We start from the raw sequence: 15,928 nt of genomic DNA, 5'->3' as shown, positions 1-15,928 counted from the left end.
GAACCGGCCTTCAGCCGATCCCGTCGAAAAGAACCGTGGAAAGGTAGCGCTCCCCGGCATCGGGCAGGATCGTCACGATCGTCTTCCCGTCAAACTCCTTCAGGGCGGCCAGGCGGACGGCAACAGCCGCGGCTGCGCCGCTGGAGATGCCAGAAAGAATGCCTTCCTCCCGGGCCAGCCTCCTGGCATATTCCACGGCCTCCATGCTTTCCACCTGCTCGACCCGGTCGACCAGAGAGAGGTCGAGAATCTCCGGGATGAACCCGGCGCCGATGCCCTGGATCTTGTGGGGGGCCGGTTTCAAATCCTGTCCGGCCAGGTGCTGGCTGATAACGGGGCTCTCCTTCGGCTCCACCGCCACGGAAAGGATCCGTTTCCCCATCGTGTTCTTGATGTATCGTGAGATTCCGGTGATCGTCCCTCCGGTTCCGACGCCGGAGACCAGGATGTCGATTTCACCGGACGTATCCTCCCAGATCTCAGGTCCTGTCGTCTGCTCGTGAATGGCCGGATTGGCGGGGTTCCGGAACTGCTGGGGGAGGAACCAGCGGCCGGGATCAGCAGCGGCCATGGCTTCAGCACGGTTCACGGCACCCTTCATGCCTTCCGCCCCCGGAGTCAGGACCAGATTCGCCCCGAACGCCGCCAGGACCCGCCGCCGCTCGATGCTCATGGTCTCGGGCATGGTCAGGGTGAGGCCGTACCCTTTTGCCGCGGCCACGTAGGCCAGGGCGATGCCCGTGTTGCCGCTTGTCGGCTCGATGATCTCCATGCCGGGCTTCAGCAGGCCTCTTTCTTCGGCATCCCAGATCATCGCCGCGCCGATCCGGCACTTCACCGAATAGGATGGGTTCCGGCCTTCGACCTTGGCCAGAATCCGGGCGTTCAATCCCTTTGTAATCCGATTCAGCCTTACCAGCGGCGTGTTGCCGATGGACCGCGAATTGTCTTCATAGATTCGTTTCATGTTTGATCTCCTTGCAGGTGTCGGGTTGTTTCCATGTCTTTTTCGTTGCCGCCGGCTTCCGCTACCTGGAAACGGCGAAAACGGCATCCCGGGCGAACAGGTTGGGACAACATGTCAGGGTCCCGTTGGCCCCAAGATAGACGGCCTTCAGGACCCTGAGACCCTTGCTCCTGCAGAAGTCCTCGAAATCTCGAACGGAGAGGAAGCGCACATTCGGCGTTTTGTACCAGTAATGGGGAAGAGACCGGGTGACCGGCGTCTTGCCCCGAAAAAACATCGTCCAGCGGGAGGGAAGGTGTGCGAAGTTCGGGAAGCCCACGATGACGCGCTTTCCAACCCGCAAAGACTCCCCGATCACGAAATCCACCTTCCGGACCTCCTGCATGCTCTGGTTCAGGATGACATCGTCGAAAGCGGCGTCGGGATAGTCCAGAAGGCCGGTTTCGATATCCCCCTGGAAGACCGTCAGCCCCTTCTCGACACAGCGGTGCACGGCCTCTCCGTCCAGCTCGATTCCCTGGACCGAGGCGCGCCGCTCCCGGACGAGCAGAGACATCAGGGAGCCATCCCCGCACCCGAGATCCAGCACCCTCGCCCCATCCTGCACCATGTCGCAAATGATCCGGTGATCCAGCCTTTCGCTCATCGTATCACATGCCGGCCGCGGCCGGTCCTCACAGGTTCCATACCCTCGCCTCCGTTTTTCCGTCGTTCCGTCCGGCCGGAGAGGGATGGATGCTGGAATTGTTCAGGTTTCCGAGGAAATTGCGGATGAGCCGCGTCTCTTCCTCCACCTCCACCAGGAAGGCGTCGTGGCCCCAGGTGGATTTCAGCTCGCAGTACGTGGCGGCGATTCCTCTGCGCTTCAATGCCTTCACGATTTCCAGGGACTGGCTGGAGGGATACAGCCAGTCGGAACGGAAGGAGATGACCAGGAAATGCGTATCGATTCTCGTCTTTCCAGACAGAAAGTGGTCTCCGGAGAGGTCGAAGTAGTCCATGGCCCGGGTGATGTAGAGATACGAATTAGCGTCAAAGCGCTTCACGAAATTGTCTCCCCGGTAACGGAGGTATCCCTCCACCTCGAAGTCATCCCCGAAGGTATAGCTGTAGTTGCCGTTTTTCAGTTTCCGGGAGAACTTCGCCTCCATGGACTCGTCGCTCATGAAGGTGATGTGACCCACCATGCGGGCCACCGCCAGCCCTTTCCTCGGTTGCCCCATCCCGTAGTAATTGCCCTCCCGCCAATCCGGATCGGCCATGATGGACTGGCGGACGACCTCGTCGAAGGCAATCTGCTGGGGCGAGTGCTTCAGTGCCGTGGCGATGGGAATCACCGAGCGCACCCGCTCCGGATAGGCGGATGCCCACTGCAGGGCCTGCATCCCGCCCATGGAGCCACCGACGACGGACAGGAGCCGTTCGATCCCGAGGTGGTCGACGAGATGCCTCTGGGCGTTCACCATGTCGCCGATGGTGATCATCGGAAAGCCGAGGGCATAGGGCTTCCCGGTGGCCGGATCGGGTGACGAGGGCCCCGTGCTGCCCTTGCAGCCGCCGATCACGTTGGAGCAGATGATGAAATACTCGTCCGTGTCGAAGGCCTTTCCGGGACCGATCATGGCGTCCCACCAGCCCGGATCCTCGTCTCCTTCATGGAAGCCTGCCGCGTGGGCGTCCCCCGAGAGGGCGTGGCACAGAAGGACCGCGTTGGAGCGATCCCGATTCAACTCCCCGTACGTTTCATAGGCCAGCGTGACCGGTCCCAGGGAGCGGCCCGATTCCAGGACCAGCTTCTCCGGGGGTTCCGCAAAGGTGAAGGAGTGCGTTTCCACAATGCCGATTCCGTTTCTGCTCATGGCCGCGCTCCTTCCAATGCCTGGTCGAGGTCCCAGAGGATGTCGCCGATGTGCTCCAGGCCGACGGACAGGCGGATGAAATCGGGGGTCACTCCTGTTGCGGACTGCTCCTCCGGCGACAGCTGCTGGTGCGTCGTCGTGGCGGGGTGGATGGCCAGCGTCTTGGCGTCGCCCACGTTGGCCAGGTGGGAGACCAGTTTCAGCGACTCGATGAACGTTTTGCCCGCTTCCTTTCCACCCCGGACCCCGAAACCGACAATGGCGCCGGCGCCCCCGGGCAGGTATCGGGCCGCCCTTGCGTGCTCCGGGCTCGACGGGAGTCCTGGATAGTTCACCCAGGCCACCCGCGGATGGGACTCCAGGTGCCGGGCCACGGCCAGGGCGTTTTCGGCGTGGCGCGGCATCCGCAGGTGCAGCGTTTCCAGTCCCTGGAGGAACAGAAAGGCGTTGAAGGGAGACAGGGCCGGTCCCAGGTCCCGGAGCAGGGTGACCCGCGCCTTGATGATGTAGGCGATGTTCCCCATGGGCTTCAGGGCCTCCACGAAATTCAGGCCATGGTAGCTCGGGTCCGGATCGGCGATCAGGGGGAACTTGCCGTTCGTCCAGTCGAAGCGCCCGGAGTCGACGATCACACCGCCCAGGGACGTCCCGTGGCCGCCGATGAACTTCGTGGCCGAGTAGACAATGATGTCCACCCCATGGTCGAAGGGCCGGAGGAGATAGGGGGACACGGTGTTGTCGAGGACAAGGGGGATGCCGTGCCGGCGGGTGATGGTGGTGACGGCCGCCAGATCGGCCACATCCAGCTTCGGATTCCCGATGGACTCCATGTAGACCGCTTTGGTTTTGGGGTTGATCGCCTGCTCCAGGGCATGGAGGTCGTTGGATTTTACGAAACGGACCTTGATCCCGAGGCGGGGGAAGGTATGGCGAAACAGGTTGTAGGTTCCGCCGTAGAGATTGTCCGCCGAGACGATCTCGTCGCCCGCCTGGGCGATGTTGAGGAGCGCCAGGGTGATGGCCGACTGGCCGCTTGCCACCGCCAGGGCTCCGACGCCGCCCTCCAGGAGGGCCAGGCGCTTCTCCAGGACGTCCGTCGTGGGATTCATCAGGCGTGTGTAGATGTTGCCGAATTCTTTCAGGGCGAAGAGGCTCGCCGCGTGTCCGGTGTCCTTGAACTGGTAGGAAGTCGTCTGGTAGATGGGAACGGCCCGGGCTCCCGTCGTGGGATCCGCTTCCTGGCCGCCGTGCAGGGCCAATGTATCGATATGCAGTGTACGGTCGATGTTCGACATGGTCTTTTCTCCTTGTTCTGAGTGTGGGGGAGAAGGAACCGGATGAAAAGGGGGCGGGGTTAACAGGCCCTCTTTGTGCTGATGAGGCCGTTCATCCGGCTTTTCCGGGCGCCTGAGACCGTGGGGTCGCCGATCCGCCGGGCGATGGTCGCCGCCCGGCCGATCGTGGCGCCTGCCGCCGCAATGTCGTGCATCCGACATCGGAGACCCTGGAACAGGTTCTCCGATGAACGTCTCCCGCTTCTCCGCGGCAAGCGGCTGGAAAAGCCGTCTTGTCGATACAGGGCCTCGCCGATGACGGATCGACCGGCGTCGTGCCGGCCGATGTCATCGCGAACGGTGAGGATCTCCTCCGAAAGGGGCTGGGCGTTCTGTCTGCCCAGGGGGAGGGGATGCCCCCGGTATGTTGCCTGAAAGGTCTTCATACGTTCTGATACGGCGGCATAAGCATCCGAAAGGGGTCGTCCCGCAACCGGGGGGCCCTATGCGGCCAGCATGCGTTCGATGCACCGCCGTGCCCGGCTTGCGATGTCCTCCGGCACAACGATCTCGTGGACCATGTCCTCCAGGGACCAGAGGACCTTCTCCAGCGTTGTGTATTTCATGTTCGGGCAGATCGCGAACTTCGAGGCGGCATGGAACTTCTTGTCCGGATGTTCCTTCTCCATCCGGTGCAGGATGCCCCGCTCCGTCGCCACGATGAACTCCCTGTTTTTCGATTCGCCGGCATGGCGGCACATTCCTTCCGTGGAGGCCACCTGATCGGCCAGGCGGATCAGTTCGGGCGTGCACTCCGGATGAACCAGCACCTCTGCATCCGGGTGCAGAGCTTTCATCTCGGCGATGTTATCCGGCAGGATCCGGGCATGGGTCGGGCAGAACCCCTTCCAGACGACAAATTCCCTTCCCGTCTGCGAGGCCACGTAGGATGCCAGGTACTGATCCGGTACGAAGATGATCTCCTTTTCATCCTTCAGGACGTCCCGCACCATCCGGACCGCGTTTGCCGAGGTGCAGCAGAGGTCGCATTCCGCCTTGACCGCGGCGGAGGTGTTGACATAGCAGAGGACCGCCGCGCCGGGATGTGCGGCCTTGAGGGAAATCAGGTCGTCCGCCGTGATCATGTCCGCCATGGGGCAGCCGGCCTTCTCCTCGGGAAGGAGGACCGTCTTTGAGGGCGAAAGGATTTTCGCCGTCTCCGCCATGAAGCGGACGCCGCAGAAGACGATCACGTCGGCCGGGGTGGACGCCGCCTGGATGCTCAACCCCAGGGAGTCTCCCACGTAGTCGGCAATGTCCTGGACCTCGGGAATCTGGTAGTTGTGCGCCAGGATGACGGCGTTCCGCTTTTTCTTCAATTCCTTTATTGTCTCAACGAGATTCATGGATCACCCGCTCGATCACGCCGCCTCCGAGAACCTCGTCGCCCCGGTAGAGAACCACCGCCTGACCCGGTGTGATGGATTCCTGCGGCTCGTCGAATTCGATCCGGAGTCCGCCTTCCTCCGGAATCATGCGACAGGACGAGGCTTTTTTGCGGTAGCGGATCTTCGCCTCCGCCCTCTCCGGCCAGGACTCGGCCAGGAGGTTGAGGTCCGTGGCCCGGAGGGCCGAGGCCAGCAAATCCTTTTTTTCTCCCACGACGATCCGGTTGCCCTTCGCATCCACGGATACCACGTAGAGAGGTGCCGGGGAGCTGATTCCCAGTCCGCTGCGCTGTCCGACCGTGAAGGAGACAATGCCGTCGTGCCGACCGCGTTCCCGGCCTTCCGTGTCCACGATCGGGCCCGGCGGCGATGGTCCTGCCAGGTCCCGGATGAACTGCCGATATCCTTTCCGGGGAACGAAACAGATATCCTGGCTTTCCGTCTTGTGCGCGACGGGAAGCCCCGCCTCGCGGGCCAGGGTCCGGACTTCCTCCTTGGTCCGGTCCCAGAGAGGGAAAAGGACCGACGGCAGGTCTGCCCGAAGGATCGGGTAAAGGAAATAGGTCTGGTCCTTCGTCCTGTCCTTCGATCTCAGCAGCCGATACGTGTCCCCCGTCTTTTCGATCCTCGCGTAATGTCCCGTGGCCAGGAAATCAAAACCCATCGAGCGGGCCAGCCCCAGCAGGCGTCCGAATTTCAGGTAACGGTTGCAGTCAATGCAGGGGTTCGGGGTTCGCCCGCGGCGGTACTCCTTTACAAACCGCTCGATAACCTCCTCGTTCATATCCCGGGCAAAGTCGATCACGTGGTGCGAAATGCGCAAGTGTTCGCACACACGGCGCGCATCGTCCACGGCGTCCCGGCCGCAGCAGCGGGAGCGGTCGCCGTCGTCCACAATGCCGAGACACATGGTGACGCCGGTGACATCGTATCCGGCATCACGAAGGATGAGGGCGGCGACGGACGAATCGACACCGCCGCTCATGGCTACGAGGACGTTCCGTTTCATGCAGCGATCTTCTTCCGGCTCCTGTAGTCCTCGATGGCCTTGCTCAGGGCCTCCTCCGCCAGGACCGAACAGTGCATCTTGATCGGGGGGAGTCCGCCCAGCGCCTCCGCTACGGCCCGGTTCGATATTTTCGAGGCCTCGTCGATCGTCTTGTTCTTGATCAGCTCCGTTACCATGGAACTGGTGGCAATGGCGGCGCCGCAGCCGAACGTCTTGAATCGGGCGTCGACGATGACGTCGTTCTCGACCTTGAGATACAGTTCCATGATGTCACCGCAGACGGGGTTCCCGACCTTGCCCACACCGTCGGGATTCTCGATGTCCCCCACGTTCCGCGGATTCCTGAAGTGCTCCATTACCTTATCGCTGTAACCTGTCATGATCGTTACACTCCTTGACGATCCATCGCGTTGGATCGCAGAAAGTTCACTGCTTCTTTCCGTAAAGCGGAGACATGGTCCGCAACTTGCCGACGATGCGCGGCAGAACCGCCAGGACCGTGTCGACGTCTTCGTCGCCGGTGATTCTCCCCATGCTGAACCGCAGGGAGCCATGGGCGATCTCGTGGGGCAGGCCGATCGCCCTGAGCACGTGGGAAGGCTCCAGGCTCTGGGAGGAACAGGCCGAGCCGGTGGAGCAGGCGATTCCTTCCATGTCCAGGCTGAGGAGCATGGACTCCCCTTCGACGTATTCCAGGGAAACGTTGACGTTGTTCGGCAGCCGGAGGACGGGGTGGCCGTTCAGGCGGCTGTGGTCGATCCCGTCGAGGATCCCGCGGATCATCCGGTCCCTCAGAACCGTCAGGCGCGACGCTTCCTCTTCCATGCGCCCGCCGGCCAGCTCGGCGGCCTTTCCCATGCCGACGATCCCCGGGACATTGTAGGTGGAGGCCCGCCGGTTCTTCTCCTGCTCGCCCCCGTGCATGAAGGGGACGATCCGTGTGCCCTTGCGGATGTACAGGATTCCCACACCCTTGGGACCGTAAAGTTTGTGGCCCGAGGCGCTCAGGAGGTCCGCGTTCAGGTCGTCCACGGGAACGGGAATGCGGCCGAATGTCTGGACGGCATCGATATGAAACGGGATGCCGTGCTCGCGGGCGACGGCACCGATTTCCCGGATGGGCTCGATGGTCCCGATCTCGTTGTTGGCGTGCATGATCGAAATGAGGATGGTCCTGCCCGTAATCGCTTTTTTCACGTCGTCCGGATCCACCAGGCCGGTCCCGTCGACCGGCAACACCGTCACCTCGAAGCCGTATTTCTGGAGGAAGTGGCAGGGTTCCAAAACCGCATGATGCTCAATGGCGGATGTGATGATATGGTTGCCCTTCTCTTTCCGTGCGTAGGCGATGCCCTTGACGGCGAAATTGTTGCTCTCGGTGCCGCCGCTGGTGAAGACGATCTCCTCCGGCCTGGCGCCGATCAGGAACGCGATGCTCTTCCTTGCCTGCTCGACGGCCTGCTTTGCCTCCTGTCCGAAGGTGTGCATGCTCGAGGCATTTCCGTAATGTTCCGTAAAGAATGGAAGCATTGCGGTGACAACGTCCGGATCGACGGGTGTCGTGGCCGCATGATCCATGTAGATTCTTTTCATGTTCGTTCCCGCCTTTCCGGGAATTTCTTTCGCCGCAGGACCGACCCCCTCACGGGATGCCGGCCTGCGGTCGTCATATGTCGTTCATCATGACCAGGTTGTCTTCTTTTTCCCTGCTCATCCGGACAAGCTGCTCCAGCGTGATCCCGCTCAGCGTCTCGGAGATCCTCTCCCCGATGACGGTCCAGACGTCCCTTGTCGGGCAGACGGAAACCCGCGGGCACGTGGAGACGTCTTTGATGCATTGGACCAGGCAGGTTTCCCCTTCCAGGACATCCACAATGTCCTTGAGAGTGATCAGTGATGGTTCGCGGGACAGGACATAGCCGCCGTGGGCGCCCCGGGTCGACGTGATCAGGCCGGCGGCGCGCAGGGGAATCACGATCAGGCTCAGATATTTTTCCGATATTCCCTGTTCCCTGGCGATATCCTTCAGGTAGATCGGTCCCCGGCCATATTTTTCCGACAGGGATTGCATCATCCGGACACCATAACGGGTTTTCGTGGACAACTTCATGCTTTCACCGGGAAGTATGTTATTCCTACCAGGATGGTAGTAATTAAAGAACTGCCGGATATTTGTCAAGAATTATTTTCTACTTTTTAAATAGGGATTCAAGTGCGTCTTTTGGGGAGGGCTTGGGAGAGGTGGGGGGCGTTCCTTCGCCCGGAGGCAGGAAAGAATAGAAATCGCAGAAGTTGCTCCGGTCCTTGACAACGACCCGTTCGGCCTGGGGCTCCCGGCAGTCGTTGTAGGACCCGGGGGCGTAAAACAGGCAGCAGAGGCAGACGTGGAGATCCCGGCCGCAGAGCGGACATGTCTCCCGCCTACCGATCCGGTCGCCGAGCTCGATGTCTTTCCGGCAGAAGGGGCAGGTCGTGTTCATTTTTGTTCCTCCAGTGCGGACGGTGAAGCCGAGGACAGCGGAGCCTGTTCCTGTGTGCCGTGAGAAGCGGGGGAGGGTGGAATGGCGACAGACGCACCCGCCGGGATTTTGACCGTCGTCTCCGCCGGCCCGCCGTCCCGCCAGATGAGAAGGATCGGCTCGGGACGCCCGTTGTTCACCTCGGTTCGCCCACTTCCGCTGCCTGCGCGGAGGGCAACCCGGGGATCCCGACCGAACATAAGGGAACGATCCCCCTGCTCGGGGAAGCGCCCGTGCCCCGTGACGGCGCCGTCGATCATGAACCGGGCGGGACCCGCCGGCATGTGAACCGTCCAGTCCCGGCATCCTTCCGCCTGCAGAATCGGCTCTCCCGCGAGGGATTCCATCCGATAAAGAAACGATCCGTCGGCCGTTTTCAGGAGCACGTTTCTCGTCACGGCCGCGCCCGCGGGAACGTTTGTTTTTCCCAGGCTCCAGGGGCCGCAGGCTCCGGTGGCGCACGGAGCGGTTGCCGGGGCCGAAGGGGTGGGAGGAGATCCTTTTCCCGGGACCGGTTCTGAGGTTTTCACATCCGCCGCGCTTTTGCGTGCTTTTTTCCCTTTTTTCGGGGGAGGGGCGTCAGGCTTCCGCGGTGGAACTGCGGCCACCGCGGGAGCCTCTGCCGTGCCTTTCGGCGGATCCGAAAACGCCAGCATGACCTGGACGTCTTTCCAGTCCTGTCCGGAGGCTTGACGGATTTCTGCATCGAAGGACAGCAGGATCTTTTTCTCTCCCGGCTTCGCCTCGATCCGGTAAACCGGACTCCAGCCGCATCCGCCCGTTCGATAGGCGATGCCCAGCGTCTGTTCGCGAGCCGCTGTCCCGGAGAGGGTTGCCGTGACCTGCCACGTCGCTTTGCGGCGCTCCGGCAGGGCCGCCCGCTCCGCCTCGATATCCCGGAGACGCTGCTCCACCTTGCCGAGGCCCACTTCGAGGGCGATCTTCTCCTGGCCCGCCTTGCGGATGTTTTGACCGATGGCGGCGGCCATGTTCCGGGCGTCGGCGAGGGTCTTCGTTTTGGCCTTGGTCTGGAGCTGCCAGAACTGGATCTGGGTCTCTGCGGCGAGAATCGCCGCGCGAATCCGGGCGGCCTCGTCTCTCGCTTTTGCGGCCTTCATTTCGATCTCCGCTTCCTTCAAGCCCAGTGGCGTTTCAATCCGCTTTACCCGATAGTCCTCGACCCGGCAGGAGCCTGCCGGCAGGCAGCCGATTGTCAGCGTTGCCGGATCCGCCACTCCGGGAAGGGAAAAGACGGCCGAAAGCCGTCCGGCGTCCGCAGGCTGAAGCCTCGCCGTGATCGCCTCGGTGATCCGGGCGGATTCCGGGTAGAGAGTCGCTTCGATCGGGACGGCAAAAAGCGGGGAGGGCCCGGCGAGGACGAGCAGGCCCAGGAAAAGGGACCATGCGAACCGGGCGGTCCGGTGCGGCTTCTTTTCTCCGGGATTCCCGTTCATGAGTTCCCCGCGCGGTCAGCCAGGATCCGGGCGCCGATCCGCCGCACCTCTTCCATGGCGGCGGGCAGGTCGATGGTCAGGAGGCGACGGCCCTTCATGACGATTTTTCCGGCGATCACGGAGGTTGTTACATCGGAGCCCCGCGCGGCATAGACGAGATGGGAACACAGATTATACAGGGGCGTGAAGTGGGGCTTGTCCAGATCCAGGAGAATCAGGTCGGCCTGCTTTCCCGGTTCGACGGACCCGATCTCTTCCTCCAGCCCGAGGACCCTCGCCCCCTCGATCGTGGCCATGCGGAGAACGGTTGAGGCGTCCATGGCCGTCGGGTCCATTTCCATGAGCTTGTGGATCTTCGCCGCCGTCGCGATCTCGCCGAACAGGTCCAGATCGTTGTTGCTGGCGCAGCCGTCAGTGCCCAGACCGACGGCGATTCCGCGGCGGAGCATCTTCGGGACGGGAGCCATTCCGGAGGCGAGCTTCAGGTTGCTCTCCGGATTGTGGGACACCTTCACGCCCAGGGCCGCCAACCGGTCCAGTTCGCTCTCCTCCATCCAGTTGCAGTGGACGGCGATGGTCTTTTCGTCGAGCACGCCGATGGAATCCAGGTACTCGACGGGAGACTTCCCGAAGCGCCCCCGTATGATGTCCACTTCCTCGCGGCTCTCCGAGAGGTGCGTCTGGAAAGGCACGCCGATCCGCCTGGCCGTCTCCTTGATGGTTGTCAGCGTTCGCGTCGAGCATGTGTAGGGCGTGTGGCAGAAGAGGGAAGGGGTGACCAGGGGCGAGCGGTCCCGCCAGGCCCCGACGAATGTCTCGGCGATCTCGATCTGCCGGGAGGGATCCGGGCTGTCGGGAGTGGGAAAATCGATGAATCCCTGGGCGACGACGGCCCGCATGCCCGCGTCCACGGCGGCCCGGGCGACGGAGCTGCTGTAGAAGTAGCTGTCGCAGAAGGTCGTGGTGCCGGAGAGAAGCATTTCCGCGACGGCCAGCGAGGTTCCTGCATAGACCGTTTCCCGGTTCACGTACTTTGCCTCGGCGGGCCAGATGTGCCGCTCCAGCCACTCCATCAGGGGCAGGTCGTCGGCGAGGCCGCGGAAGCACACCATGGCGGCGTGGGTGTGGGTGTTCACGAGGCCGGGCAGGATGGCGCAGCCCGAGGCGTCCAGGTGCTCCCGGGCCGCAGGGAGTTCTTTTGTTCCCGTCCGGACGAAGGCGATCCGGTCCTCCCGGATCCCGATCGCCGGGTTTTCGACGATCTCCGCCTTTCCGTTCATCGTCAGGAGGGTGCCCCCCTTGACGAGCAGATCCAGGGGCTCCCGGGATTCCAGACCGGTCATGTCTCCATGCTCCGCCTCACCCGCTCGGCGATTTTCAGAACCCGCTCCATCGCCTCGTTCACGTCGATCGTGAGGAGCTTCCGCGCCTCCATGACCACCTTGCCGTTGATGAGGACCGTGTCGGCGTCGGAGCCGTTTACGGCGTAAACCAGGTGGGAGTATTCGCTGTACATGGGTGTCAGGTGCGGCTTGTCGAGCTTTACCAGAACGAGATCGGCCTTCATGCCGGGGCGGATGGACCCTACCAGATGATCCAGCCCCAGGACCTTCGCCCCGTTGCAGGTAGCCATCCGCAGGACCGTCCGGGCCGACATGACCGTCGGGTCTAGGCGGACAGACTTCTCCAGCTTGGCCGCCGTGTCCATCTCCTGGAACAAGTCGAGGTTGTTGTTGCTGGCGCAGCCGTCGGTTCCCAGTCCGACAGCGATCCCCGCGTCGATCATCCGGGACACCGGGGCAACGCCGGAAGCCAGCTTCATGTTGCTCTCGGGATTGTGGACCACCTTGCAGCCGTGGTCCGCGAAGAGACGGATGTCCTCGTCGTCCATGTAAACGCCGTGAAAGACGAAGAAGTGCTCGTCCAGGTAGCCGATTTTCTTGAGGAAGTCGGATGCCCGCATGCCCAGCTTCTCCTGGATGAGGCCGGGCTCCGTCGTGTTCTCCAGGTAGTGGGTCGCCACCGGTACTCCGTAGGCGTCCGCCAGGGCCTTGGCATCCTTGAGAAGGGTTGGGGAGCATGTGTAGAGGGCATGGGGCTCCACGACGATGTTCACCAGGGGGTCGTCGGCCCATTTCTGGATGAGCATCTCCGTGTAGCGCAGTCCCTCGCCGGGCGTCTTGACATTGGGAGAAGGAAAGTCGAAGAGGACCTCGCCCAGGAGGCATCGCATACCGGCCTCATGGGCCGCCCGGGCCGTCTCGTCCTCGAAGATGTACATGTCGCAGAAGGTGGTGGTGCCCGACAGGATCATCTCCGCGCAGGCCAGCATGCTTCCCCAGTAGGCCAGTTCGGGGTCGACGTTGCGGGCCTCCGCGGGGAAGATGTAGTTGCTCAGCCAGTCCATCAGGTCCAGGTCGTCGGCGATTCCCCGGAAGCAGGTCATGGCCGCGTGGGTGTGGGCGTTGACGAGGCCTGGAAGGAGAAGGCCGTTGGAACAGTCGATGCGCTTCCGGGCGGTAAAGTCCCGGTCGATCTCCTCCGGTGTTCCCACGGCGGCGATGGAGTCGCCGACGACGGCGACGGCTCCCCGTTCCAATATGGTGTCCTGATCGTCCAGGAGCAGGACTCGTCCTCCCGCGAGGATGACGTCGGCTTCTTTCATGGAGCTCCCCCGGAAATGGATTATAAGGCGACCTGCTTGTAGCACATCCGCCGGAGTCCCTTCAAGAAGGAACAGGCCGGAATTCCCTGTTATTTCGGGTGTCCAGTCCCGGGAAGAAATGGATCGCAATTGACAGGCGGCCGGGGATGGTTTACCTGCCAAAGCATGAAAAACAATCCGCGGAATATCGGTGAACCGGCATGAAGGCCCTTGTATTTTATGATACTCTCCATTTCCGGACGGATGTACCCGAGCCTGAGCGTCCCAAAGGATGGGCGCGGATCCGGGTCCGGAATGCGGGTATCTGCGGAACGGACCTGCAGATCCTTGCAGGCTATCACGGTTACCGGGGAATCCCGGGACACGAGTTCGCCGGGATCGTGGAGGAAAGCAACGAATCGAGTCTGCTCGGCCGGCGGGTTGTCGGCGAGATCAACGTCGGCTGCGGCCATTGTGCATGCTGCAGGGCCGGAATGGAGCGGCACTGCCCGGATCGCCATGCCATGGGAATCATCGGGCTTCCGGGTTGCATGGCCGAATTCTGCGTGCTGCCGGATGCAAACCTTCATGCCTTGCCGGACGAAATCTCTGACAGCCGGGCCGTGTTTGTCGAGCCTCTCTCGGCGGCCTGCGAGATCCTGGAGCAGGTTCCACTCCAGGGAAACGAGCGTGCCGTCGTCCTGGGAGACGGAAGGATCGGCATTCTCTGCGCCTGGGTCCTCTCCACGGTCCTTGAAGACGTAACCCTGGTGGGACGGCATCCGGCCAAGCTGGAGGCCGCCCGCTGGCGGGGTCTGATCCCGTGCGATAAGACCGGACCGCGCGAGGGGGATGCTGACCTTGTCGTCGAGGCGACCGGGAGCGTTCAGGGCCTCGCGGATGCGTTTGTCCTCTGCCGGCCCCGCGGAACGGTCGTCCTGAAGACAACCGTTAATGATTCCTTCCACATCGATCTCACCCCCGCGGTCGTGAAGGAGATCTCCGTTGTCGGTTCCCGCTGCGGCCGATTTTCCGATGGGCTCCGGATCCTCCTGAACAACCCGGACATGCCGCTGGAAAGGCTGATCACCGGCCGGTATCCCCTGGAGCGGGGAATTGAAGCCTTCGAGCGGGCAAGACAACGGGAATGCCTGAAGGTCCTCCTGGAAATCCTTTAGAATCGGGTATTTTCAAGACAATCGCCTTGACACTCGCTGGCAAAACCGTTAAGAACCGCACCATGCCCGGGTGGCGGAACTGGTAGACGCAAGGGACTTAAAATCCCTCGGTCCTCGTGGCTGTGCGGGTTCGATTCCCGCCCCGGGCACCAGGTAACATCATCAACAGCACTTCTGCCTTCCAGCCGTCGTACCCGTCAACCTCATCAACCAGTATCCCAATTCCCTTTCAATCCATCCCATAATCACAATAATCACATAATATTTCGGATACATGGGAAAGATCTCGTCAATTATGACATCTTGACAAGCAGAACGATGTTTACGTATCGTAACAATACACCTCTCTGTGTAAGTAATGGGAAGGCACCGAGAGATCTTCACGAGGAACTGCCCATAAGTCGTCGTGATTCCTGACCGAGCCGGATAATCACGGGCTGCACGCAGACAAACGTGAAAGGATCTTTCCATGAACGCAAGACTTTCCCCATCCTTCATGCTTCACTATTTCATGGCGGTAACCTCCCAGGCCGCCAGTCTGGCCCTGATCATCATCCTTGTTCTTATCGCCTTGTCGTTTGCCGTTCCCTTTGTGAAACTGAAAAAGGAGCAGCAGCCCTATCTCAAGACCCTGCAAACGGTCGAGCAGAGAATCAGCAATCCGGTCCGGTCGGTTCTTCCTGTCCGGATCGGGGGACACGACATGACCGGAGTAATCATTCTTATCGGTTCACTGGGTCTCAGTCTCTGGCTCAACGGTTTTTCCTACCGGTCCCGGCATCGTGCGGAATACATCAAGTACAAGAGCAGCATCGATGAGATGCGCGCACGGAAAAATGTTTCCGAATTCGACATGCAGCTCTCTCCATTGAGCACGAAGCTGGATCAACTCAAAACGGCGACGAAGAAAGACCGGGAACAGATCATTCGGGAGTTTGCCGAGACGAAGCGCAAGCTCGATGAGATGGGCCGCGACCTCGCATTTCTGGCCATCGACATCGTCGACTCAACGGGCATGAAGATTGATGAAGATAAGGCCGTCGTTCAGCACGACTTCATTCAGTACCGAAATTTCGTCAGCAGGATTCTTGAAGAGAACCAGTGCCTGAAGTCGGCCTGGACGCCGGACGGTGTCATGACCTGCTTCACGACGGTTGACGGTGCCGTGAAGACCGCAACGGCCGTCATCGACGGACTGGAATCATTCAACCGGGATGTGAAGCAGATGAAGCGCGATTTTATGGTCCGATGCGGCGTGAACTCCGGGTTCGTCATCTTTGACGAATCCATGCCGCTGGAGATGATCAGTGACCGGGCCATCGACATCGCCGGACACATGCAGAAATATGCCGAGCCGAACACGGTCAACATTGCCAAGCCGGCGATCGAACCGCTCCATGAACGGAAAGGCTTCTCCCCGTCGGGAAAGGTGGTTGACGGCTATGAAGTCTATGCGTGGAAACAGGAATCAGGATGAGTGTTCTCTCTGGGAAACTTCTTCGTGATGATTCCCTTAGACCGCCGGAGACTCGAAAGCCCCGAGGGCTGGGACCCATCGGGGCTTTTTTCGAGGAAC

At 61.5% G+C, this 15,928-nt stretch carries 16 protein-coding genes and 1 tRNA gene; 3 read left to right on the top strand and 14 right to left on the bottom strand.

Features of this window, described 5'->3' with window-relative positions:
* Positions 1-10: 10 nt before the first annotated feature.
* The 14 genes from cysK to PLO63_14800 all read right to left on the bottom strand — a co-directional run bounded on the left by cysK (position 11) and on the right by PLO63_14800 (position 13,195).
* Entirely contained in the window at positions 11-967 is a 957-nt protein-coding gene (gene cysK, locus PLO63_14865) for a cysteine synthase A (GenBank protein ID HOI75424.1), read from the bottom strand.
* 61 nt (positions 968-1,028) lie between these two features.
* Positions 1,029-1,613, bottom strand: a complete 585-nt coding sequence (gene metW, locus PLO63_14860; protein ID HOI75423.1) for a methionine biosynthesis protein MetW — start codon at positions 1,611-1,613, stop codon at positions 1,029-1,031.
* A gap of 28 nt (positions 1,614-1,641) precedes the next feature.
* Positions 1,642-2,826: a homoserine O-acetyltransferase gene (locus PLO63_14855; GenBank protein ID HOI75422.1), complete on the bottom strand. Its 1,185-nt coding sequence runs from the start codon at positions 2,824-2,826 to the stop codon at positions 1,642-1,644.
* Positions 2,823-4,121 carry an O-acetylhomoserine aminocarboxypropyltransferase/cysteine synthase gene (locus PLO63_14850; protein ID HOI75421.1) on the bottom strand — a complete coding sequence of 433 codons (1,299 nt, stop codon included), beginning with the start codon at positions 4,119-4,121 and terminating at the stop codon, positions 2,823-2,825. Before PLO63_14850 ends, PLO63_14855 begins: the two co-directional genes overlap by 4 nt.
* 59 nt (positions 4,122-4,180) lie before the next feature.
* Positions 4,181-4,546, bottom strand: coding sequence for a formate dehydrogenase accessory sulfurtransferase FdhD (locus PLO63_14845; GenBank protein ID HOI75420.1), 366 nt, complete (start codon positions 4,544-4,546; stop codon positions 4,181-4,183).
* Between the two features lie 57 nt (positions 4,547-4,603).
* Positions 4,604-5,506 carry a quinolinate synthase NadA gene (nadA, locus tag PLO63_14840; protein ID HOI75419.1) on the bottom strand — a complete coding sequence of 301 codons (903 nt, stop codon included), beginning with the start codon at positions 5,504-5,506 and terminating at the stop codon, positions 4,604-4,606.
* Entirely contained in the window at positions 5,493-6,557 is a 1,065-nt protein-coding gene (gene mnmA / locus PLO63_14835; GenBank protein HOI75418.1) for a tRNA 2-thiouridine(34) synthase MnmA, read from the bottom strand. The genes nadA and mnmA overlap by 14 nt, the downstream gene beginning before the upstream one ends.
* A complete protein-coding gene (gene nifU, locus PLO63_14830) occupies positions 6,554-6,937 on the bottom strand; it encodes a Fe-S cluster assembly scaffold protein NifU (protein ID HOI75417.1) in 384 nt (127 codons plus the stop codon). The genes mnmA and nifU overlap by 4 nt, the downstream gene beginning before the upstream one ends.
* A 46-nt stretch (positions 6,938-6,983) precedes the next feature.
* Positions 6,984-8,150 carry a cysteine desulfurase NifS gene (nifS, locus tag PLO63_14825; protein ID HOI75416.1) on the bottom strand — a complete coding sequence of 389 codons (1,167 nt, stop codon included), beginning with the start codon at positions 8,148-8,150 and terminating at the stop codon, positions 6,984-6,986.
* Positions 8,151-8,223: 73 nt separating this feature from the next.
* Complete coding sequence (locus PLO63_14820) at positions 8,224-8,667, bottom strand: Rrf2 family transcriptional regulator (protein ID HOI75415.1); 444 nt, start codon at positions 8,665-8,667, stop codon at positions 8,224-8,226.
* A 79-nt stretch (positions 8,668-8,746) separates the two neighbouring features.
* Positions 8,747-9,037: a hypothetical protein gene (locus PLO63_14815; GenBank protein HOI75414.1), complete on the bottom strand. Its 291-nt coding sequence runs from the start codon at positions 9,035-9,037 to the stop codon at positions 8,747-8,749.
* On the bottom strand, positions 9,034-10,530 hold the full coding sequence (locus PLO63_14810) for a DUF4139 domain-containing protein (GenBank protein ID HOI75413.1): 1,497 nt from the start codon (positions 10,528-10,530) through the stop codon (positions 9,034-9,036). Before PLO63_14810 ends, PLO63_14815 begins: the two co-directional genes overlap by 4 nt.
* Positions 10,527-11,873 carry an amidohydrolase gene (locus tag PLO63_14805; protein ID HOI75412.1) on the bottom strand — a complete coding sequence of 449 codons (1,347 nt, stop codon included), beginning with the start codon at positions 11,871-11,873 and terminating at the stop codon, positions 10,527-10,529. Before PLO63_14805 ends, PLO63_14810 begins: the two co-directional genes overlap by 4 nt.
* Positions 11,870-13,195, bottom strand: coding sequence for an amidohydrolase (locus PLO63_14800; GenBank protein ID HOI75411.1), 1,326 nt, complete (start codon positions 13,193-13,195; stop codon positions 11,870-11,872). The genes PLO63_14805 and PLO63_14800 overlap by 4 nt, the downstream gene beginning before the upstream one ends.
* Before the next feature lie 200 nt (positions 13,196-13,395).
* On the opposite strand from PLO63_14800, the gene PLO63_14795 reads away from it, so the two are divergent.
* The 3 genes from PLO63_14795 (at position 13,396) to PLO63_14785 (ending at position 15,829) form a co-directional block, all read left to right on the top strand.
* Positions 13,396-14,352, top strand: coding sequence for an alcohol dehydrogenase catalytic domain-containing protein (locus PLO63_14795; GenBank protein ID HOI75410.1), 957 nt, complete (start codon positions 13,396-13,398; stop codon positions 14,350-14,352).
* A 64-nt stretch (positions 14,353-14,416) separates the two neighbouring features.
* Positions 14,417-14,504 (top strand) — tRNA-Leu (locus PLO63_14790).
* 317 nt (positions 14,505-14,821) lie between these two features.
* Positions 14,822-15,829, top strand: coding sequence for a hypothetical protein (locus PLO63_14785; GenBank protein HOI75409.1), 1,008 nt, complete (start codon positions 14,822-14,824; stop codon positions 15,827-15,829).
* Positions 15,830-15,928: the final 99 nt, after the last annotated feature.

Source organism: Syntrophales bacterium, from assembly GCA_035363115.1.
GTDB lineage: Bacteria > Desulfobacterota > Syntrophia > Syntrophales > PHBD01 > PHBD01.
The sequence above is the reverse complement of the archived record's forward strand: the minus strand, read 5'-3'. Positions and strand labels throughout refer to the sequence as shown.